At 72.5% G+C, this 19,460-nt stretch carries 20 protein-coding genes; 2 read left to right on the forward strand and 18 right to left on the reverse strand.

Going from position 1 to position 19,460, the window contains the following annotated elements; translation table 11 throughout:
- Nucleotides 1–28 precede the first annotated feature (28 nt).
- The 18 genes from thyX to rimP all read right to left on the reverse strand — a co-directional run bounded on the left by thyX (nucleotide 29) and on the right by rimP (nucleotide 18,484).
- Entirely contained in the window at nucleotides 29–781 is a 753-nt protein-coding gene (thyX, locus tag RWK90_RS01535) for an FAD-dependent thymidylate synthase (protein ID WP_314033996.1), read from the reverse strand.
- 39 nt (nucleotides 782–820) lie between these two features.
- Nucleotides 821–1,273 carry an NAD(P)H-dependent oxidoreductase gene (locus RWK90_RS01540; protein WP_314033998.1) on the reverse strand — a complete coding sequence of 151 codons (453 nt, stop codon included), beginning with the start codon at nucleotides 1,271–1,273 and terminating at the stop codon, nucleotides 821–823.
- Nucleotides 1,270–1,749 (reverse strand): hypothetical protein, encoded by a 480-nt coding sequence (locus tag RWK90_RS01545; protein ID WP_314034000.1) that lies wholly within the window; start codon nucleotides 1,747–1,749, stop codon nucleotides 1,270–1,272. The genes RWK90_RS01540 and RWK90_RS01545 overlap by 4 nt, the downstream gene beginning before the upstream one ends.
- 10 nt (nucleotides 1,750–1,759) lie before the next feature.
- Complete coding sequence (dapB, locus tag RWK90_RS01550; protein ID WP_314034732.1) at nucleotides 1,760–2,509, reverse strand: 4-hydroxy-tetrahydrodipicolinate reductase; 750 nt, start codon at nucleotides 2,507–2,509, stop codon at nucleotides 1,760–1,762.
- 36 nt (nucleotides 2,510–2,545) lie between these two features.
- Nucleotides 2,546–3,841, reverse strand: a complete 1,296-nt coding sequence (locus RWK90_RS01555) for a pitrilysin family protein (RefSeq protein ID WP_314034734.1) — start codon at nucleotides 3,839–3,841, stop codon at nucleotides 2,546–2,548.
- Nucleotides 3,842–3,986: 145 nt separating this feature from the next.
- The gene (locus RWK90_RS01560) at nucleotides 3,987–6,245 is read right to left on the reverse strand and encodes a polyribonucleotide nucleotidyltransferase (protein ID WP_314034002.1); all 2,259 of its coding nucleotides are present in this window, start codon (nucleotides 6,243–6,245) and stop codon (nucleotides 3,987–3,989) included.
- 373 nt (nucleotides 6,246–6,618) lie between these two features.
- Nucleotides 6,619–6,888: a 30S ribosomal protein S15 gene (gene rpsO, locus RWK90_RS01565; RefSeq protein WP_314034004.1), complete on the reverse strand. Its 270-nt coding sequence runs from the start codon at nucleotides 6,886–6,888 to the stop codon at nucleotides 6,619–6,621.
- A 115-nt stretch (nucleotides 6,889–7,003) separates the two neighbouring features.
- Nucleotides 7,004–7,966 (reverse strand): bifunctional riboflavin kinase/FAD synthetase, encoded by a 963-nt coding sequence (locus RWK90_RS01570; protein ID WP_314034006.1) that lies wholly within the window; start codon nucleotides 7,964–7,966, stop codon nucleotides 7,004–7,006.
- A gap of 23 nt (nucleotides 7,967–7,989) precedes the next feature.
- Nucleotides 7,990–8,901 (reverse strand): tRNA pseudouridine(55) synthase TruB, encoded by a 912-nt coding sequence (gene truB, locus RWK90_RS01575; protein WP_314034008.1) that lies wholly within the window; start codon nucleotides 8,899–8,901, stop codon nucleotides 7,990–7,992.
- Nucleotides 8,898–9,653 (reverse strand): 4'-phosphopantetheinyl transferase superfamily protein, encoded by a 756-nt coding sequence (locus RWK90_RS01580; RefSeq protein ID WP_314034009.1) that lies wholly within the window; start codon nucleotides 9,651–9,653, stop codon nucleotides 8,898–8,900. Before RWK90_RS01580 ends, truB begins: the two co-directional genes overlap by 4 nt.
- Nucleotides 9,650–10,585, reverse strand: a complete 936-nt coding sequence (locus tag RWK90_RS01585; RefSeq protein WP_314034012.1) for a metallophosphoesterase — start codon at nucleotides 10,583–10,585, stop codon at nucleotides 9,650–9,652. The genes RWK90_RS01580 and RWK90_RS01585 overlap by 4 nt, the downstream gene beginning before the upstream one ends.
- Entirely contained in the window at nucleotides 10,582–11,970 is a 1,389-nt protein-coding gene (locus RWK90_RS01590) for an MATE family efflux transporter (RefSeq protein ID WP_314034014.1), read from the reverse strand. The genes RWK90_RS01585 and RWK90_RS01590 overlap by 4 nt, the downstream gene beginning before the upstream one ends.
- Nucleotides 11,954–12,934, reverse strand: coding sequence for a DHH family phosphoesterase (locus RWK90_RS01595; protein WP_314034016.1), 981 nt, complete (start codon nucleotides 12,932–12,934; stop codon nucleotides 11,954–11,956). Before RWK90_RS01595 ends, RWK90_RS01590 begins: the two co-directional genes overlap by 17 nt.
- Nucleotides 12,931–13,389 carry a 30S ribosome-binding factor RbfA gene (rbfA, locus tag RWK90_RS01600; protein ID WP_314034018.1) on the reverse strand — a complete coding sequence of 153 codons (459 nt, stop codon included), beginning with the start codon at nucleotides 13,387–13,389 and terminating at the stop codon, nucleotides 12,931–12,933. The genes RWK90_RS01595 and rbfA overlap by 4 nt, the downstream gene beginning before the upstream one ends.
- A 112-nt stretch (nucleotides 13,390–13,501) precedes the next feature.
- Nucleotides 13,502–16,348, reverse strand: coding sequence for a translation initiation factor IF-2 (infB, locus tag RWK90_RS01605; RefSeq protein WP_314034020.1), 2,847 nt, complete (start codon nucleotides 16,346–16,348; stop codon nucleotides 13,502–13,504).
- Between the two features lie 68 nt (nucleotides 16,349–16,416).
- Nucleotides 16,417–16,815 (reverse strand): YlxR family protein, encoded by a 399-nt coding sequence (locus RWK90_RS01610; protein WP_314034022.1) that lies wholly within the window; start codon nucleotides 16,813–16,815, stop codon nucleotides 16,417–16,419.
- A gap of 140 nt (nucleotides 16,816–16,955) precedes the next feature.
- Nucleotides 16,956–17,942 (reverse strand): transcription termination factor NusA, encoded by a 987-nt coding sequence (nusA, locus tag RWK90_RS01615; RefSeq protein WP_314034024.1) that lies wholly within the window; start codon nucleotides 17,940–17,942, stop codon nucleotides 16,956–16,958.
- Nucleotides 17,939–18,484 (reverse strand): ribosome maturation protein RimP, encoded by a 546-nt coding sequence (gene rimP / locus RWK90_RS01620; RefSeq protein WP_314034026.1) that lies wholly within the window; start codon nucleotides 18,482–18,484, stop codon nucleotides 17,939–17,941. Before rimP ends, nusA begins: the two co-directional genes overlap by 4 nt.
- Nucleotides 18,485–18,589: 105 nt before the next feature.
- On the opposite strand from rimP, the gene RWK90_RS01625 reads away from it, so the two are divergent.
- Entirely contained in the window at nucleotides 18,590–19,057 is a 468-nt protein-coding gene (locus RWK90_RS01625; RefSeq protein ID WP_314034028.1) for a hypothetical protein, read from the forward strand.
- Nucleotides 19,054–19,458 (forward strand): ferritin-like domain-containing protein, encoded by a 405-nt coding sequence (locus RWK90_RS01630; RefSeq protein WP_314034030.1) that lies wholly within the window; start codon nucleotides 19,054–19,056, stop codon nucleotides 19,456–19,458. Before RWK90_RS01625 ends, RWK90_RS01630 begins: the two co-directional genes overlap by 4 nt.
- Nucleotides 19,459–19,460 lie beyond the last annotated feature (2 nt).

The following is a 19,460-nucleotide window of genomic DNA, read 5'->3' on the forward strand; positions in this document are numbered from 1 at the left end:
TATCCCGATTCCGGCCCGACAGGCGGGGTCATCCCTCGAGGACGTAGGGACTGACCGCGATCTCCGACCCGTCCTCGAGGGTGGCGATCTCGAAGTCCGAGAACACGGCCGGCGCGGCGTCGCGGAGCTGCCGGAGCACGTCGATCGCCAGCCCGCGGATCTCGGTGTCGGCGTGCTCGGTGGCGCGCATCCCGATGAAGTGTCGCCACGACCGGTAGTTCCCCGTGACGACGATCCGCGTCTCGGTGGCATTGGGCAACACCGACCTCGCGGCCTGCCGGGCCTGCTTGTGCCGCAGCATCGGATTGGGCACGTCCGCGAACCGCTCTTCGAGCTTGGCCAGCATCTCCGCGTAGGCGTCGCGGGAGGCGTCGGTCGCCCGACGGAAGATCTCGACGAGCTCGGGGTCGTCGGCGATCGCCGGGGGTGGCACGACCTTCGAGTCGTGTTCGGGCACGAACCTCTGCGAGAGCTGGCTGTAGGAGAAGTGCCGGTGCCGGATGAGCTCGTGCGTGCAGGACCGGGAGATCCCGGTGATGTAGAAGCTCACGCTGGCGTGCTCGAAGACGGACAGGTGCCCCACCTCGAGGATGTGCCGTAGATACCCGGCGTTGGTCGCGGTGCGGGGGTTGGGTTTGTCCCAGCTCTGGTAACAGGCCCGACCCGCGAACTCCGCCAGGGCTGAGCCGCCGTCCGCGTCGGTCTCCCAGCCGACCTCGTCGGGCGGTATGAACTCGGTGTGCGCGACCATTCGGACCTGCCGCCGGACGAGCTCGGACATGGTGGGACTCCTCTGAGGTGACGTGGTGTGCCCGGCGGTTCAGCTGAGCAGGTGGGCGGCGACGGTGGCCGCGACCTCGGCCACGGTGTCGAGGTCGTCGCGCGAGGGTTCGCCGGTCAGTCGCACCGCCGGGGCCACGGCCCGCAGGTCCCAGCCCGTGGCGATGCGTTCGACGGAGGTGACCGCACCGGCGGTGTCGTTGTCGCCGTGGACACACAGGGCGTACGGCCGCCCGGCGACCGCGCCCTCGCAGGTGTAGTAGGTGCGGTCGAAGAAGTGCTTGAGTGCTCCGGACATGTAGCCGAAGTTGGCGGGGGTCACCAGGACGTATCCGTCGGCCCGCAGGACGTGGTCGTCGGTCGTGGCCAGGGCCGGCACCGACTCCACCGTGACCTGATCCAGTTCCGGGTGGGCGAGGCCGTTCTCCACCGCCTCCAGGATGCGCCGCAGGCGGGGTGACGGCGCGTGGTGGACGACCAGCACGGTGCTCATCGCGGGTTCTTCCCGGCCGCCAGTTCGGCGTCGTGCAGCTCGATCGCCACCCGCATCGCCTCCCTGGCCCGCGCACGGTCCCCGGCGTGGTCGTAGGCGCGCGCGAGCCGGTAGTTCGTCCGCCAGTCGTCGGGGGCCGCCTGGTATTCCGCGCTGACCCGGTCGAACAGCCCGTCGGCGGCGTGGTGCTCGAGCCGGCCGGAGGGGCGCCGGTCGAGACCGGTCAGGTCGAGCTCGATCCCCGCGGCGGCGGCCGCGGCCGAGATGCGCTGCAACTCCAGACCGTTGCGCACGATCGCCCACGTCGCCCAGGCCCCGACGACCGCGAGGAGGAGGATCCCCACGCCGAGCCCCCGCACCGCGAGATGCTCGGACGCGCGGAGCATGGACCACCCGAGGTAGAGCAGGTACAGGAAGGCCACGACCAGGCCCGCGGCGGTGAGGGCCATGACCAGCGGCTTGACGATTCTGTCCACCGTGGGCGTCCTACAGGTCCATGAAGGCGTCGAGGCCCACGGTCAGCCCCGGGGAGGCGGCGATCGAGCGGACGCCCAGCAGCACGCCGGGGGCGAACGAGGACCGGTCCAGCGAGTCGTGACGGATCGTCAGGGTCTCGCCCTGGGTGCCGAGGAGCACCTCCTGGTGCGCCACCAGACCGGTGACGCGCACGGAGTGCACCCGGACCCCGTCGACGTCGGCCCCGCGGGCGCCGTCCAGGCAGGTCGAGGTGGCGTCCGGCGAGGCACCCAGGCCGGCCTCGGCGCGGGCGGCGCCCATCATCGCGGCGGTCCGGTGGGCGGTGCCCGACGGGGCGTCCGCCTTGTTCGGGTGGTGCAGTTCGACGATCTCGGCGGACGGGAAGTACCGGGCGGCCTGGACGGCGAACTTCATCATGAGGATCGCGCCGATCGCGAAGTTGGGTGCCACGAGCACACCCGTGCGCGGGCTCTCCGCGAGCCACCCGCGGAGGGTGTCGAGGCGGGCGTCGGTGAACCCGGTGGTGCCCACGACGGCGTGGATGCCGTTCGTGATGCAGAACTCGAGGTTGTCCATCACCACGTCGGGGTGGGTGAAGTCCACGACGACCTCGGCCCCGGCGTCGACGAGGGTGCCGAGCGGATCGCCCTGGTCCACCTCGGCGACGAGTTCCATGTCCTCGGCCGCGCGAACGGCCTCGCAGATCGCCGAGCCCACCTTGCCCCGTGCGCCGAGTACCCCGACCTTGGTCACCGTCATCGTCTCCTCCGTGGTCATCGTCGATCCCTTCCCAGACTATCCGGCGAGGCGCGCGAGCAATCCCGCAGCGCCGCCGTCCGGCATGCCGGGCCCCACCGCCGCCAGGCACCAGGGCGCGGACTCGCGCTCCCAGTAGGCGACGACCTCGTCCGACGTGACCCTCCGCAGCCGGGACACGGACTCGTCGACGCTGACGACCTCGTCGCGGTCGAGCAGGTGGCGGCCGATGCGGGTCATCCGGGACAGGGGGTCGTCCAGCCCGAGCCGGATCGATCCCGTGAGGTGTCCGATCGCCCGGGAGACCTCGTCGGCGGTCGGGACGCCGACACGCATCCCCTCGACGACCTCGCCGAGTTCGCCGACCAGAGACCCCACCCGTTCGACGGGGCAGCCCGCGACCACGGTGAGCAGACCGGTGGGACGGAACTGGTCCATCCCCGCGTACACGGTGTAGGCCAGACCGAGTTCCTCGCGGATCCGCTGGAACAGTCGCGAGCTGAGCCCCCCGCCGAGCACCGCCGTCGCGACCTGGGCGGCCGCGCGGTCGGCGTGTGAGCGCGCCGGGGTCCGGCGGGCCAGGGCGAACAGCGCCTGCTCGGAGTCGTCGTCCTCACCGACCAGGACGGGAGCGGTCGCCCACCCCGGATCCCGGGGGGCGGGGGCGGTCGCGGAGCGGTCCGCCGGGTGGGCAAGACTCCTCGCCACGGCCACCGGCAGCGGCCCGGAGGCGATCCGGGCGACCACCGCGTCGTGGTCGACGCGCCCCGCGGCGGCCACCACGATGTCGCCGGAGCCGAGGATGCGGCGGTGGAAGGCGCGGAGCGTGTCGGAGTCCAGCTCGCCGACGGAGTCCTCGGTGCCGATCACCGGCCGCGCGAGCGGATCCCGGCCGAGGACGGCGGTGGCCACGAGTTCGCAGGCGAGGTCCTCGGGGTCGTCGGCCCGCCCGGCGAGTTCGTCCAGCACCACGTCGCGTTCCACCTCGACGTCCGCCGGGTCGCAGGAGCCGTTGGCGACCACGTCGACGAGGACGTCGACGGCGGTGTCGAGCCCCTCCGCGGGGACCTGGACGTGGTAGCAGGTGTGCTCGCGCCCGGTGTAGGCGTTGAGGTCGCCGCCCAGCAGGTCGATCCGCTCGGACAGCTCGCGACCGGTGGCCGTGGAGGTGCGTTTGAACAACACGTGTTCGAGGAAGTGGGCGGCGCCGTGCTCCCGGGGTCCCTCGTCCGCGGACCCGGCGCCGATCCAGATGCCCACCGCGGCGGTGTGGCACCACGGCAGCTCCTCGGTGACCACCCGGATGCCCGGGATCGTGCGGTCGACACGGATCATCGGGTTCACGCCACTCCACTCTCGGTCTGCTGCGCCGGGCCCGGCGTCACCGGGCGCGCTGTGCTCGAACGGTCGAGGCACGCACCCCCCGCGGGGAGTGCGTGCCTCGACGGGTGCCCGGGCCCCCTCGGGGCCGGGCGCGGGATCAGTCGTCGGTACCGGCGGCCTCGGAGCCGGTCTCGGCGTCCTCGCCCACCGGGACGAGGCTGATCTTGCCGCGGTTGTCGATGTCGACGATCTCGACCTGCATCTTGTCGCCCACGTTGACGACGTCCTCCACCTTGCCGACGCGCTTGCCGCCGCCGAGCTTGGAGATGTGGACCAGGCCGTCACGACCGGGCAGGAGCGACAGGAACGCGCCGAAGGGCGCGGTCTTCACGACGGTGCCGAGGAAGCGCTCCCCGACCTTGGGCAGCTGCGGGTTGGCGATGGCGTTGATCTTGTCGATCGCGGCCTGGGCCGATTCGCCGTCGGTGGCGCCGATGTACACGGTGCCGTCGTCCTCGATCGAGACGGACGCGCCGGTCTCCTCGGTGATCGAGTTGATCATCTTGCCCTTGGGCCCGATGACCTCGCCGATCTTGTCGACCGGCACCTTGATGGCGATGATGCGCGGGGCGAACGGGCTCAGCTCGTCGGGCTCGTCGATCGCCTCGGCCATCACGTCGAGGATGGTCAGGCGGGCCTCACGGGCCTGGGTGAGGGCACCGGCCAGGACGTGGGACGGGATGCCGTCGAGCTTGGTGTCCAGTTGGAGGGCGGTGACGAACATCCCGGTTCCGGCGACCTTGAAGTCCATGTCGCCGAACGCGTCCTCGGCGCCGAGGATGTCGGTGAGCGCCACGTAGCGGGTCTCGCCGTCGACCTCGTCGGAGACCAGACCCATCGCGATGCCGGCCACGGGGGCCTTGAGCGGCACACCGGCGTTGAGCAGCGACAGGGTCGACGCACACACCGAGCCCATCGAGGTGGACCCGTTGGAGCCGAGCGCCTCGGAGACCTGGCGGATGGCGTACGGGAACTCCTCGACGGTGGGCAGCACCGGCATCAGCGCGCGCTCGGCGAGGGCGCCGTGGCCGATCTCGCGGCGCTTGGGCGAGCCCACGCGGCCGGTCTCGCCGGTGGAGTACGGCGGGAAGTTGTAGTGGTGCATGTAGCGCTTGCTGGTCTCTGGCCCGAGCGAGTCGATCTGCTGGGCCATCTTGACCATGTCGAGCGTCGTGACGCCCATGATCTGGGTCTCGCCGCGCTCGAACAGGGCCGAACCGTGGGCGCGCGGGATGACCTCGACCTCGGCGGAGAGCGCGCGGATGTCGCGCACGCCGCGGCCGTCGATCCGGAAGTGGTCGGTGAGGATCCGCTGGCGGACGATCTTCTTGGTCAGCGACTTGAACGCGGCACCGATCTCGCCGAGACGGTCGGCGAACCGCTCGCTCAGCTCGTCGAGCACCGACGCCTTGAGCTCGTCGGTCGCGACCTCGCGCTCCTGCTTGTCGGCGATGCGCATGATCTCCGAGAGCTTGCCCTCCGCGACCTCGGCGACGGCGGCGTAGGCGTCGTCGGCGTAGGGCGGGAACAGCGGGAACTCGCGCGGGGTCCCGGGCGCGGCGGTGGCCAGCGCCTGCTGGGCGGCGCACAGCTCCGCGATGAAGGGCTTGGCGGCCTCGAGGCCCTGCGCCACGACCTCCTCGGTGGGCGCCTGCGCGCCCCCGGCGACCTTCTCGATGACGTTGTCGGTGGCCTCGGCCTCGACCATCATGATCGCGACGTCGGAGTCCGCGCCCGAGCCGACGACGCGACCGGCGACGACCATGTCGAACACGGCGTCCTCCAGCTGCTCGACCGTCGGGAAGGCGACCCACTGGCCGGCCGGGTCGGCGGCCGTGGGGATGAGGGCCACGCGCACGCCGCCGACGGGGCCCGAGAAGGGCAGCCCGGACAGCTGGGTGGAGGCGGACGCGGCGTTGATGGCCACCACGTCGTAGAGATCCTTGGGATCGAGGCTCATGACGGTCACGACGACCTGGACCTCGTTGCGGACTCCGTCCGCGAAGGTCGGGCGCAGCGGCCGGTCGATGAGACGGCAGGTGAGGATCGCGTCCGTGCTGGGGCGGCCCTCGCGGCGGAAGAACGAGCCGGGGATGCGGCCGGCGGCGTACATCCGCTCCTCGACGTCCACCGTCAGGGGGAAGAAGTCGAAGTGGTCCTTGGGGTGCTTGCCCGCGGTGGTGGCGGACAGCAGCATCGTGTCGTCGTCGAGGTAGGCGACGACCGAGCCGGCGGCCTGCTTGGCCAACCGACCGGTCTCGAAGCGGACCTCGCGGCGACCGAAGTCGCCGTTGTCGATGGTCGCGACGGATTCGAAGACGCCGTCCTCGATCTCGACGGCCGTGATCTGTGACATGTGTTTCCTGTCGTATCGGGGGTGATGGGGCCGCGCGGCGGATCCGAGTCCGCCGGGGCCGCCGGTCACGTGTCAAGGGGGTCCCGGTACGACCTCGGTCTTCGATCGAAGCGGCCGGAACGGTGCCCACGAGGCTCTGACGACCCTCGTGGGTCGGGTTCCGGCGGCCACTACCGAGGACCGCCAATCGGACCTGTCGACCACCCCGGCACGTGCGCACCGGCTGGACGTCAGGCTATCAGGGATGAACGCCCGGGTCACCGGGGCTCGCGGGCGCCGCCCCCCGACGCGAGGGAGACCGGGCCGGCCACAAATGAACGATCCCCGCCGCGGCGTGCGGGGCGGGGATCGTCGTGGGGCCTGTCGGCCGGCGTCAGCGGCGCAGGCCGAGGCGCTCGATCAGCGAACGGTAGCGCGCGATGTCGACCTTGGCGATGTACTTGAGCAGGCGGCGACGACGACCGACCAGCAGCAGCAGGCCACGACGCGAGTGGTGGTCGTGCTGGTGGGTCTTGAGGTGCTCGGTCAGCTGCTGGATGCGCCGGGTGAGCAGCGCGATCTGGGCCTCGGGGGAACCGGTGTCGGTCTCGTGGATCCCGTACTCGGCCAGAACTGCCTTCTTCTCTTCGGTGCTCAGCGCCATGATGACTCCTGGTTGTTCCAGTCCGCGGAAAATGTGTGGCCACCGCCGCCGCGGACCGCAGCAGGGCCGACAGAGGACGTTACCAGCCACCGGGCCGGCGCCCCAATCACGGCGCTCAGGCGTCGAGCACGTCCCGGGCCCGCCGGACGTCCCGGTCCATGGCGACGAGCAGCTCGTCGACGGAGCTGAACTTCTCCATGTCGCGGACGTGGTCGACGAAGTCGACGGCGGCGATCCGGCCGTACAGGTCGGCCGACTCGTCCAGCACGAACGCCTCGACGCTGCGGGCGGCGTCCCCGAAGGTCGGGTTGGTGCCCACCGAGATCGCGGCGGCGTAGCGGCGGCCGGGGACGATCGAACCGTCGACCGCCCCGTCGTCGAGAACGGTGAACCAGCCCGCGTACACGCCGTCGGCGGGCACCGCGGTGTGCTCGGGCAGGTCGAGGTTGGCGGTCGGGTACCCGAGGTCGCGTCCCCCGCGCCCGGCGCCGTGGACCACGACCCCCGAGACACGGTGGGGACGGCCGAGGATCTCGGCTGCTCCGGCCACGTCGGAGGAGGCGAGCAGGCCGCGGATGCGGGAGGAGGAGACGGTCTCGCCACCCGCCTCGAGGAGGTCGACGACCTCGCAGGCGATCCCCCGCTCGGCACACAGCTCCCGCATCGTCGCGGGTGTGCCGGCGGCGCGGCGCCCGAACGTGAAGTTGCTGCCGATGGTCACCGCGCGCGCGTCGAGCCCGGAGACCAGTACTCGGTCCACGAACTCGTCGGGCTCCCAGGAGGCCATCTCGCGGTCGAAGGGCAGGGCGAAGACCGCCTCGATCCCGAACCCGGCCGCGAGCTCGGCGCGGCGTTCGAGGGGGGTGAGGACGGTGGGGTGGGTCCCGGGCCGCACCACCTCGACGGGGTGGGGGTCGAAGGTCACGAGCACCGGGCTCGCACCGAGGCCCCGGCCGGCGTCCACCGCGCGGTCCACGAGACTGCGGTGACCCCGGTGGAGTCCGTCGAACACCCCGAGTGCGACGGAACTCCCGCCGTCGGGGATCACGATCTCGTCGAACGTCCGCCACAGCTGCACGGCGACCACCTTACGCGCGGCGTTCACAGCCCCGCCGGGCGCATGACCACGACGGGAGCGGCGCGCCGTCCCGACTCCGCCACGAGTGCGGCGACGCGACCGTCGGGTCCCACGGCCGCGACGACGCCGGTGTCACCGCGGGCCTCGAGCCAGCGGCCGTGTCTCAGCCCCTCGGCCGCGTCCCCGTCGATGTCGCGGCGCGGGAACGCGGCCAGGGCGGCGGCGTCGAGGTCGAGCGACAGGGTGGGCGCGGCCTCGAGTTCCGGGAGGGTGCGGGCGACGTCGAGCCCGAACGGGCCGACGTGGGTGCGTCGCAGCGCCGTGAGATGACCCCCCACGCCGAGCGCGGCGCCGAGGTCGCGGGCGAGGGCGCGGATGTAGGTGCCGGTCGAACAGTCGACGACGACGACGAGGTCGATCACCGCACCGGCGCGGACCCGCTCGAGCACGTCGAACCGGGTGACGGTGACCCGCCGTGACCGGAGCTCGACCTCCTCCCCCGCCCGCACCCTGTCGTAGGCCCGCCTCCCGTCGACCTTGATCGCGCTGACCGCCGACGGGACCTGGTCGATCTCCCCCGTCAGGTCGGCCACGGCGGCGTCGATCGCGGCGTCCGTCACCGCAGAGGCGTCCACCGTCGCGGTGATCTCTCCCTCCGCGTCGTCGGTCGTGGTGCTCACGCCGAGGCGGATGGTCGCCTCGTAGGACTTGGTCTCCAGGGCGAGCAGCCCGAGCATCTTGGTGGCGCGCTCGACCCCCACCACGAGCACGCCCGTGGCCATGGGGTCGAGGGTGCCGGCGTGGCCGACCTTCCGGGTGCCGAAGAACCGCCGCAGTCGGGCGACGACGTCGTGGCTGCTCATCCCCCCGGGCTTGTCGACGACCACCAGGCCGGGCTCGGGGGCGGGACGGGGATCGGGTCTGCGCGGCGTCACGAGCCCACGCTAGCGACCCCGGCCGGTCGCAGCACGATCGCCGAGGCCACGTGGGCGCCCCGGACGGCCCAGCGGCCGCGGAACTCGACCGCGTCCGGCCCGCCGTCGACCGTCCGCCCGTCGACGAGGATCCGGGACACGAGGGAGCCGCGGACCACCCCGTCGTCGTCGACCCCGTCGTCGGCGCGCATCCCGTCGCCGACGTCGCCGTCGGGCACCAGGGTGATGTGCGCGTCGTCGAACCCCAGCCACCGGTGGGTCAGGGGGAACCAGGCCTTGTACGTGGCCTCCTTCGCGGTGAACAACAGCGCGTCCCACGCCACCGACGGCGCCTCCGCGCGAGCGGCGCGCACCCACGCCGCCTCCTGCGGCAGCGACACCGCCTCGAGCACCCCGTCGGCGAGCGGCGCGTGCCGCTCCACGTCGAGTCCCACCGACCGCACCCGATCGGCCCGGGCCAGCGCGGCCGCGCGCAGACCGTCGGTGTGCGTCAGCGTGCCCACCAGCCCGGGAGGCCACACGGGCACGCCTCGCGCGCCCCGCAACACCGGACTTGCCGGCACCCCCAGCCGTGCCATCGCCTCCCGTGCGCACGCCCGCGCCCCGGCGAAGTCGAGCCGCCGCCGCTCCACGGCCGCGCCGATCTGCTCGACCTCCACCGGGAACAACGACGCCAGGAGGGCGGCGTCGTCCAGACCCAGTTCGGCGTCGGTCACCACGGCCACGTCCCCGGGGAACAGATCCGCGATCACCGCGCCTCCTCCAGATCCGGAGCCGGGTCGTCGGGCCCGGCGAGGCGGGGCGTGCCGTCGTCCCCGCGCACCCACCGCACCTGGGGGGCCTGCGGCGCGGGCAGGATCTGCCGGGTCAGCGGCTCGGGACGACCCCGTGCCCCCCACTCCCGCGGGTACCCCAGCGAGACCTCCTCGAACCGGACGCCGTCGTGCACGGTCGTGCGCGGGATGTGCAGGTGCCCGTAGACGCACGCCGTCGCCCGGTAGCGACGGTGCCAGTCGGCCGTCTGCGCGGTCCCGCACCACATCGCGAAGTCCGGGTGGCGCAGGACGCGGGTCGGCTCCCGCACCAGAGGCCAGTGGTTGACGAGGACCGTGGGGTGGGCCGGGTCCAGCCGCCCCAGCCGGGTGGTGGTGGCGACCAGACGCTCCCTGCACCACGCCACGGCGTCGCCGTACGGGCCCGGGTCGATGAGGAACTCGTCGGACGCCACCACCCTCCGCTCGCGCGCACCGGCCAGCGCCTCGGCCCGGCCCTGCCCCGCCACGGGGGTCCAGCTGTAGTCGTAGAAGAGGAACATCGGCACCACCCACGCCGGCCCTCCGAGTCCGGTCCACAGGGGGTAGGGGTCCTCGGGGGTGTCCACCCCGATCCCGCGGCACGACTCCACCAGCCGGTCGTACTTGGTCGTCGAGGTGATGCCCTCGTCGTCGCGGCCGATCCACAGTTCGTGGTTACCGGGCGCCCAGATGACGCGCTCGAACCGCCGGGCCAGCCGTTCCAGGGCGTCGACCACCTGCTCGACCCGCTCCGCGACGTCGCCGGCCACGATGAGCCAGTCGCCCGGGTGCGCGGGCTGCAGGTCGTCCACCACGTGGGCGTTCCCCCGGTGCCCGACGTGCAGGTCGGACACCGCCCGCAGGGTCGGCCCCGGCGCCTCGGCGGTCACCCGGAGGCCTCCGGACGCCGGGCGCCGAGGACCATCCACCGGTCCCCGCGCACCCGTATCGCGACGGCGACGAGCCGCATCCCGACGAAGACGCCCATCCCCCACCAGATGCCCGTCAGACCCCAGCCGTGGTGACGGGTGGCGAGCAGCACGGGCAGGAAGCCGAACAGCGCGGCGATGACGGTGCTCGTGCGCAGGAAGGCCGCGTCCCCGGCGCCCAGCAGGACGCCGTCGAGACCGAACACCACCGCCGCCGGGAGGACGACGATCGCCATGCCGATCAGCGCCACCACCAGCCGGTCCGCGACACCCGCGTCCCCGGCCAGCAAGAGCGCGAGGGGGTCGCGGAAGATCACCGTGAGCAGGGCGAGGGCGACCCCCAGACCCAGCGACCAGACGACCACGGCCCGGGCCAGCGCCCGCCCGTGCGCCGCGAGCCCGGCGCCCAGGGCGGCACCCACGAGCGACTGGGCGGCGATCGCCACGGAGTCCAGCACCAGCGAGTACAGGGACCACAGCTGCTGCGCGAGATGATGCGCGGCGAGCGAGTTCACGCCCGCGGCGGCCGCCGCCGTGGTCGCGACGGCGAAGGTGATCTGGAACGACGCGGTGCGGATCACCAGATCGACACCCATGCGCAGCTGGCTCACGATCACCGCGCGGCGGGGCCGCAACGACCCGCGGTGCTCGCGCACCAGCGCGGCGAGGAACCCGCCCGCCATGATCAGCTGACCGGCGAGGTTCGCCCACGCGCTGCCCACCAGTCCGAGCTCCGGCGCGGGACCGAGCCCGGGGACGAGCACCACGCAGCCGACGGTCGACACCCCGATCCCCGTGGCCACCAGGACGAGGGGTGTGCGCAGGCGTTGGACGCCGCGCATCCACCCGTGCCCGGCCGAGGCGACGAGGATGCACGGGATGCCCCACACCGCCACCCTCAGCCATCCGGTCGCACCGGCGGCGACGTCGGCGTCCGCGGCGAGGACCCGCGTGATCGGACCCATCAGCGCGCTCACCGCGGCCACCACGACGGCGCCCACCGCGAGGGCAATCCATGTGGCCTGCACGCCCTCGGCCACGGCGTCGGCGCGTCGGCCGGCCCCGTGCAGTCTCGCGGACCGCGCCGTGGTGCCGTAGGACAGGAAGTTCATCTGGGTGCCCAGCACCAGCAGCACGAGTGCGCCCACGCCCAGGGCCGCGAGGTCGTCGGCACCCTGACGTCCCACCACGATGCCGTCCACCAGGAGGTAGATCGGCTCGGCGGACAGCACCGGGAGGACCGGCAGGGCGATCGACCACAGGCGGCGCCCGATCGCCGCGAGCCCGACCTGTGGCACCTGCTCCTCCGGTCCGGCGGTCCGCGCGGTCTCAGCCGAGGAGTTCACGGAGCCTCGCTGTGACGTCCTCCAGATCGCCGCGCACGGTGCACCCCGCCGCCGCCGGATGGCCGCCGCCGCCCAGTGCCGCGGCCACGGCCGAGACATCGACGAGCCCTCGCCCCCCGTTCCCGCCGCGGGACCGCAGCGACACCGCCCACTCCCCCGGCAGGTACTCCTTGAGCAGGACCGCCACGCGGGCCTCGCGGACCCCGCGCAGGTGGGACACGAGCGACTCGACGTCGTCCTCGTCCGCGGCGGCGATCACCTCGTGGGGCACCGCCAGCCAGACCGCCCCGCGACCGCCGACCGCGTCGGCCTCCAGCCGGACGCGGGTGAGCAGCTCACCCAACACCCTGAGCCAGGCGAACGAGTGGGCGTCCAGAAGGTCGTGGGAGAGCTGCTCCGTCTCGGCACCGGCGGCGAGCAGACGGCGGGCCGTGTCGTGGGCGGGCCCACCACCCCACCGGAACGACCCGGTGTCGGTGACCAGGCCCGCGTACAGACTCGTGGCGATCTCGGTGTCGACGATGTAACCGCCGGCCTCGAGCATCTCCAGCACGAGCGTCGCGGTCGACGCGGCCGCCGGGTCGAGGTACAGGTGTGAACCGAAACCCGGGTTGGAGCCGTGGTGGTCCACCACGAGGACCTCGGACGCGGTCTCGGCGAGCCGCTCCCAGGCGCCGACGCGGTCGGGGCTCGCGCAGTCCAGTGTCACCACCAGGCCGGCGTGGGCGGGGACCTGCGCCAGCGGGACCACCCGGTCCGTGCCCGGTATGCCCCGGAGCGCGGCCGGCACCACGCCGGGATCGAAGGAATGGTGGACTGTCACGCCGACCGCGCGCAGGGCCCGCGCGAGCCCGCACGAGCTCCCGAGCGCGTCGGCGTCCGGGCGGACGTGGCACAGCACGGTCACCTCGCGATGGCGCGCCAACACCTCGGCCGCGCCGGCGGCGTCCACCGGGGTCGTCACCGGTCGTCGTCCTCCGGTCGGCCCTCCTCAGGCTTCCGGTAGGGGTCCTCGTCACCCGCCGGGCGGGCGCCCTCGGCCGCACGACGCACCTGCTCGTCGTTGGCGCGGGCCCTGGCCAGGAGCTCCTCCATGTGTCGGGCCGCGTCGGGCACCGAGTCCAGTACGAAGGTCAGGTCCGGGGTGAACTTCACGCCGGTCTGCCTGCCCACCATCGTGCGCAGACGTCCCCGCGCGGCCGTCAGCGCCTGCTCGGCGGCCTCCAGATCCGGCTCCTCGTCCAGGGTCTGGCCCCGGACGGTGTAGTACAGGGTGGCGACCCGCAGGTCAGCCGTGATGCGGGAGTCGGTGATGGTGATGAACTCGAGCCGCGGATCCTTGATCTCGTGCTCGATCGCCGTGGCGACGATCTCGCCGATCCGCTTGCCGAGCCGTCCTGCACGTCCCTTGCCGGTCATGCCGGTCCTCCTTGCGATGATCCGACCGTCGGGCGGTCGGGTGATGACGAGCGCACCGTGGGGGCAGGTCCGTCTCGCAACGGAACCCGCCCCCACGGTGCGCTCGGCGACGTCAGTCGCGCGGCTTCTCGACGAGCTCGTAGGTCTCGATGATGTCACCGATCTTGATGTCGGAGTACGTCACCGTCAGACCACACTCGAAGCCCTCGCGGACCTCGGTCGCGTCGTCCTTCTCGCGGCGCAGCGAGGAGATGGTCATCTCCTCCTGGACCACGTTGCCGTCGCGGATGAGCCGCGCCTTGGCGTTACGCCGCATGATGCCGTCGAGCACCATACAACCGGCGATGTTGCCCACCTTGGAGGAGCGGAAGATCTGGCGGATCTCCGCCTGACCGAGCTGCTTCTCCTCGTAGATCGGCTTGAGCATGCCCTTGAGCGCGCTCTCGATCTCGTCGATCGCCTGGTAGATGATCGAGTAGTACCGGATGTCCACGCCCTCGCGGTTGGCCATCTCGGTGGCCTTGCCCTCCGCGCGGACGTTGAAGCCGATGATCACCGCGTCGGAGGCGGCCGCGAGGTTGACGTTGGTCTCGGTGACGGCACCGACACCGCGGTCGATGACGCGCAGCTGGACCTCGTCGTCGATCTCGATCCCCATCAGGGCCTCTTCGAGGGCCTCGACCGTACCGGAGTTGTCGCCCTTGATGATGAGGTTGAGCTGGCTCGTCTCCTTGAGGTGCGAGTCCAGATCCTCGAGGCTGATCCGGCGACGGCTGCGGGCGGCCAGCGCGTTGCGCTTGCGCGCGTTGCGACGGTCGGCGATCTGCCGGGCCGTACGGTCCTCGTCGACCACCATCAACGTGTCACCCGCGCCACAGACGCTGGTGAGACCGATGACCTGCACCGGACGCGACGGGGTCGCCTCCTCGACGTCCTGGCCGTGCTCGTCGACCATCCGACGGACACGCCCGTAGGCGTCGCCGGCGACGATCGAGTCGCCGACCCGCAGGGTTCCGCGCTGGATCAGCACGGTGGCCACGGGACCCCGGCCGCGGTCGAGGTGGGCCTCGATCGCGACACCCTGGGCGTCCATGTCCGGGTTCGCGCGCAGGTCCAGAGCGGCGTCCGCGGTGAGGACGACGGCCTCGAGCAGTGCGTCGATGTTGAGGTTCTGCTTCGCGGAGATGTCGACGAACATCGTGTCGCCGCCGTACTCCTCCGGAACGAGCCCGTACTCGGTCATCTGGCCACGGATCTTGTCGGGCTGCGCGCCCTCCTTGTCGATCTTGTTGACCGCCACCACGATCGGCACGTCGGCCGCCTGTGCGTGGTTGATCGCCTCGACCGTCTGGGGCATCACGCCGTCGTCCGCCGCCACCACGATGATCGCGATGTCGGTGGACTTGGCGCCGCGGGCACGCATGGCGGTGAACGCCTCGTGGCCCGGGGTGTCGATGAAGGTGATCGTGCGATCGACCTCGTCGACCGGGACGGTGACCTGGTACGCGCCGATGTGCTGGGTGATGCCACCGGCCTCACCCTCGCCGACCTTGGCCGACCGGATGCTGTCGAGCAGTCGGGTCTTACCGTGGTCGACGTGACCCATCACGGTCACGACAGCCGGACGACGCTCGAGGTCGTCCTCGTCACCCTCGTCCTCACCGAACGACAGATCGAAGGACTCGAGCAGCTCGCGGTCCTCGTCCTCGGGGCTGACGATCTGGACCTTGAAGCCCATCTCCTCGCCGAGGAGCTGCAGCGTCTCCGGGGTCACCGACTGCGTGGCGGTGACCATCTCACCCAGGTTGAACAGGGCCTGGACCAGCTGCGACGGGTTAACGTCGATCTTGTCGGCGAAGTCGCTCAGGGACGCGCCCTGGGCCAGCCGCAGGACCTGCCCACGACCGTCGGGAAGCCGGACGCCGCCGACCTCCGGTGCCCGCATCGAATCGTATTCCTGACGCTTCTGCCGCTTCGACTTGCGACCCCGACGCGGAGCGCCACCGGGACGACCGAAGGCACCCGCGGCGCCACCGCGACCGCGGCCACCGCCACCGGGACGTCCACGGAAGCCGCCGCCACCCGCGGCGGGTGCGCCGCCGCCGCCACCGGGACGGAAGCCACCGCCGCCGGGACGGCCACCGGGGCCACCCGGACGACCGCGACCCGCTGCGGGGCGCGCGACCTGACCCGGCATCTGACCGGGGTTGGGGCGAGGGGGCATGTTGCCGGGGCTGGGACGGGGACCGCCCTGACCTGGAGCGCCCTGGCGCTGCGGCGGACGCGGTCCACCCTGACCGGGGGCCGGACGGGCACCACCCGGACGGGGGCCGGCCTGACCGGGTCCGGGACGCGCTCCACCCTGGGGACGGGGCGCGGGCGTGGTCCCGCTCGAGTACGGGTTGTTACCCACTCGCGGCGTCTTGGGGCCGGGCTTGGGGCCCGCCGGACGGGGACCGGGGGCCGGTCGGGACGCCGCGGCGCCGGGGGTCGGACGCTCGGCGGCCGCGCCGGGCGTCGCACCCGGGGTGGGCCGCTGCGTGCCCGGCTTGGGCGCCGGTGCGGCGGGCTTCGCACCCGGGGTCGGGCCGGCGGCGGCGGGCTTGGGAGCCGGTGCCGGCGTCGGTGCCGCGGGCTTCGCGCCCGGCGTGGGCGCGGCCGACGGCTTGGGGGCCGCGGAACGCGGGTCGGCGCCGGGACGCGGGCCCGGAGCGGGCGCCGGCTTCGACGGCGCACCCGGCTTGGGCGCGGAGCCACCGCCGGACCTGGGCGCGGGTGCGGCGGTGTCGCCGCCACCGGCCGGTGCGTGCGCTTCGCGCAGGCGCCGGACGACCGGGGCCTCCAGCGTCGACGACGCGGACTTGACGAACTCTCCCTGATCGCGGAGCTTCGTCAGAAGTTCTTTACTGGTGATACCGAACTCTTTTGCCAGTTCGTGTACCCGGGGCTTGCCTGCCACTGCTCTCCTCACTGCGAGGTCTCACGGCAGGGCTGGCCGCGCGACCTCGGTCTACATTCGATGGACGTTCATCGCTGGAGCTTCACGGTGTGCTCATCGTGTCTGGTCCGTTCCTCTTCTTGTGCTCCCCCTGCCGGGCCGAACGGCCGGCGGGTGGTGTCGTGCCCGAGGCGTAACGCCTCGAGCACCTCCGAGATCGCGTCCTGGGACACGTTCCCGGCGACCCGCAGGGACCGGATGAAGGCCCTGCGGTCGAGTGCTGTCGCGATACACCGCTCGTCGCGGTGCACCCAGGCTCCTCGTCCACTCGCCCGCCGGCGGGGATCAGGCGAGAGCGCCGCCGTCCGCGGATCGTGGACGATCCGCAGCAGCCGGGAATCGGAATCCCGGCCACGACAACCGACGCAGGTCCGGATGGGACCCACGGCCTCGGCGGTCCCGGTCCGCTGGTCTGGACGACCCTGCATACGGCCACCTCGGTCTCTCGCCGTCCGACCCGTGGGGGCGGGTGAACGTGAAGTCACTGTGACAACTGATCAGTCTACAGAAGATGCCGTGTCGACACTAACGGCGCGCCCGAGCGCGTGGCGGCACCGCCGGTGAGGACTCACTCGGCGTCGCTGTGGATGTCGATCCGCCACTGCGTGAGCCGGTGGGCCAGGCGGGCGTTCTGCCCTTCCTTGCCGATCGCCAGCGAGAGCTGGTAGTCCGGCACGACCACGCGGGCGGCGCGGGTCTGTTCGTCGGCCACGGTCACCGAGATCACCTTGGCGGGGGACAGCGCGTTACCGACGAACACCGTCGGGTCGTCGTCGTAGTCGACGATGTCGATCTTCTCACCGTTCAGCTCGGCCATCACCGCACGCACGCGGGCACCGTTGGGGCCGATACACGCCCCCTTGGCGTTGAGCCCCGACACCGTCGACTCCACCGCGATCTTGGTCCGGTGTCCCGCCTCGCGCGCGATCGCCGCGATCCGGACCGACCCGTCACCGATCTCGGGCACCTCGAGTGCGAACAGTCCGCGCACGAGATCCGGGTGGGTCCGGGACAGGGAGACGGAGGCGCCGTGGGGGCCCTTGTGGACTCCCACCACATGGCACTTGATGCGGTCGCCGTGCTCGTACGTCTCGCCCGGCACCTGCTCGGCGGGCGCGATGGTCCCCTCCGTGCCGCCGTTCTCCGGACCGATGTGCACCACCACGATGCCGCGGGCGTTCGCGCGTGAGTCGGACTGGACCACTCCGCTGACGACCTCACCCTCGCGGGTGACGAGGTCGCCGTAGATGCGTTCGGTCTCCGCCTCGCGGAGACGCTGGAGGATGATCTGACGCGCGGTGGCCGCGGCCACCCGGCCGAAGTCGGACGGGGTGACGTCGAACTCGCCGATGCGGTTGCCGTCCTCGTCCACCTCCGCCGCGAGCACGGCGACGGTGCCGGCCTTACGGTCCAGTGCGATCCGGGCCACCCGGTGCGCACCGTCCGTGCGCTTGTAGGCGGTGAGGAGGGCGTTCTCCAGCGTGTGCACGAGATCGTCCAGCGGGATCTCGCGCTCCTGGGACAGCATGTTGAGCGCTGCCATGTCGATGTTCAACGGTCTTCTCCTCCTCGCGCGCCACGTCCGGCGTCGCCCGGTCCCGACAGCAGATCCAGCTCGTCCTGCGGTGCAGGTCGGAACTCGACGCGGATCACGGCGCGGTCCACCTGCTCCAACGCTACCGAGTCCACCTTCTTACCCCGCCCGGCCCCCGACACGAGGCGGACCACACCGGCCTCCTCGTCGAGATCGCCGATGCGTCCCCGTTGCGGCCCGTCGGCGCCCGGCACGTACGTGATGTCGACCTGCCGGCCCCGAGCCCGACGCCAGTGTCTGGGCAGCTCGAGCGGGGCGTCGACGCCGCGGCTCGTCACCTCGAGGGTGACCGGCCGGTCGGGGCCGCCCCACCGCTCCGCGAGCGGGTCGAGAGCGGTCGACAGCTCGGCCAGATCGTCGAGCGAGACACCGGAGTCCCCGTCCACGACTATCGTCACGTGCCAGGTGGAGGAACGGGAGTCCTCCCGGATGTCCTCGAGATCGAGGCCGCGGTCCGAAACCGCTTCGAGTATGTGGGCCCTGTCGGGCTCGGGGACGATCACTGTGCTCCTGGAGTGCGGGCTGGGGGTACCGATCCGGGACGCGGACGGGCCGCATCACTGTACCGCCTCGCCGCCCCCACCTCCGAGCCCTGGCAGGATGTCGGAGTGCCCCATCCCGCCCCCGTCGTCGTCTCCCGCCGAACTTTCGTCACCGCGGCGGCCGGCCTCACCGGCCTCGCCGCCGTCGGCGGCTGCGCCCTGCCGGCGGTCGTCGACCGGCCGGACCCGCTCGTCCCCGTACTCGACGCGGCGCTCCGCGACTCGCGCGAGCTCGCCGCCGCGGATGCCACGCACGGGGAACGGGTCGGCGCCCTGCGCCGGATCGCGGAGGCCCGCCGGGTACACGCCGTTTCGCTCGGAGAACTCACCGATCTGCCGGACTCCGGCCAGACACCGCCGGACGCGGCCCAGGTGACACCGATCTGCCCGCCGGTCGACGAGGTCCGGGAGCGACTGAGGGCCGACGCGGCGCTGGCCGCGGTCGTCGCGGCGGAGGTCGACGGAGCCCGTGCGGAGATCGCCGGGGCCGTGTCGGCGGCGTGCACCGCCGCCGCCGAGGTGGTGCTCGCATGAGCGCGGCCGTCGGCCTCGCAGCCGAGGACGCCGCGGTCTACGGGTACGGACTCGTCCTGGCCTCCGCCGATGCGAGTATTCGCGCAGCGGTACGGCGCGAGCTCGCCGCCCACCGCGCCCGCCGGGACGAGGCCGAGCGGTTGTGGCCGGGGTCGCCCCCGGCGCCCGTGGGCTACCTGACCGGGCCGGACACGCCGTCCTCGCCCGTGCTGCTGGCCATCCGGTTGGAATCGGACTGCTGCGAGGCGTGGCGGGTGGAACTCGGCCGCTCCGGGTCCCCGGAACTCCGGCGGTTCTGCCTGGACGCCCTCACCGCGGCGGCGGTTCAGCTCGCCCGGTGGAGGACGTTGGTCCCGGGTGCCCCCTTCGAGGCGTTGCCCGGGTTCCCGCCGCCCGGCTGACC

It is taken from the genome of Dietzia sp. CH92 (assembly GCF_032248695.1).
Classification (GTDB): domain Bacteria; phylum Actinomycetota; class Actinomycetes; order Mycobacteriales; family Mycobacteriaceae; genus Dietzia.

Coding starts and splice junctions, on each gene's coding strand:
- RWK90_RS01540 (WP_314033998.1), bottom strand. CDS start 1,273: ATGAGCACCGTGCTGGTCGTCCACCACGCGCCGTCACCCCGCCTGCGG.
- RWK90_RS01610 (WP_314034022.1), bottom strand. CDS start 16,815: ATGCAGGGTCGTCCAGACCAGCGGACCGGGACCGCCGAGGCCGTGGGT.
- rbfA (WP_314034018.1), bottom strand. CDS start 13,389: ATGACCGGCAAGGGACGTGCAGGACGGCTCGGCAAGCGGATCGGCGAG.
- dapB (WP_314034732.1), bottom strand. CDS start 2,509: ATGACGGTGACCAAGGTCGGGGTACTCGGCGCACGGGGCAAGGTGGGC.
- RWK90_RS01560 (WP_314034002.1), bottom strand. CDS start 6,245: ATGTCACAGATCACGGCCGTCGAGATCGAGGACGGCGTCTTCGAATCC.
- RWK90_RS01630 (WP_314034030.1), top strand. CDS start 19,054: ATGAGCGCGGCCGTCGGCCTCGCAGCCGAGGACGCCGCGGTCTACGGG.
- thyX (WP_314033996.1), bottom strand. CDS start 781: ATGTCCGAGCTCGTCCGGCGGCAGGTCCGAATGGTCGCGCACACCGAG.
- rpsO (WP_314034004.1), bottom strand. CDS start 6,888: ATGGCGCTGAGCACCGAAGAGAAGAAGGCAGTTCTGGCCGAGTACGGG.
- RWK90_RS01555 (WP_314034734.1), bottom strand. CDS start 3,841: ATGATCCGTGTCGACCGCACGATCCCGGGCATCCGGGTGGTCACCGAG.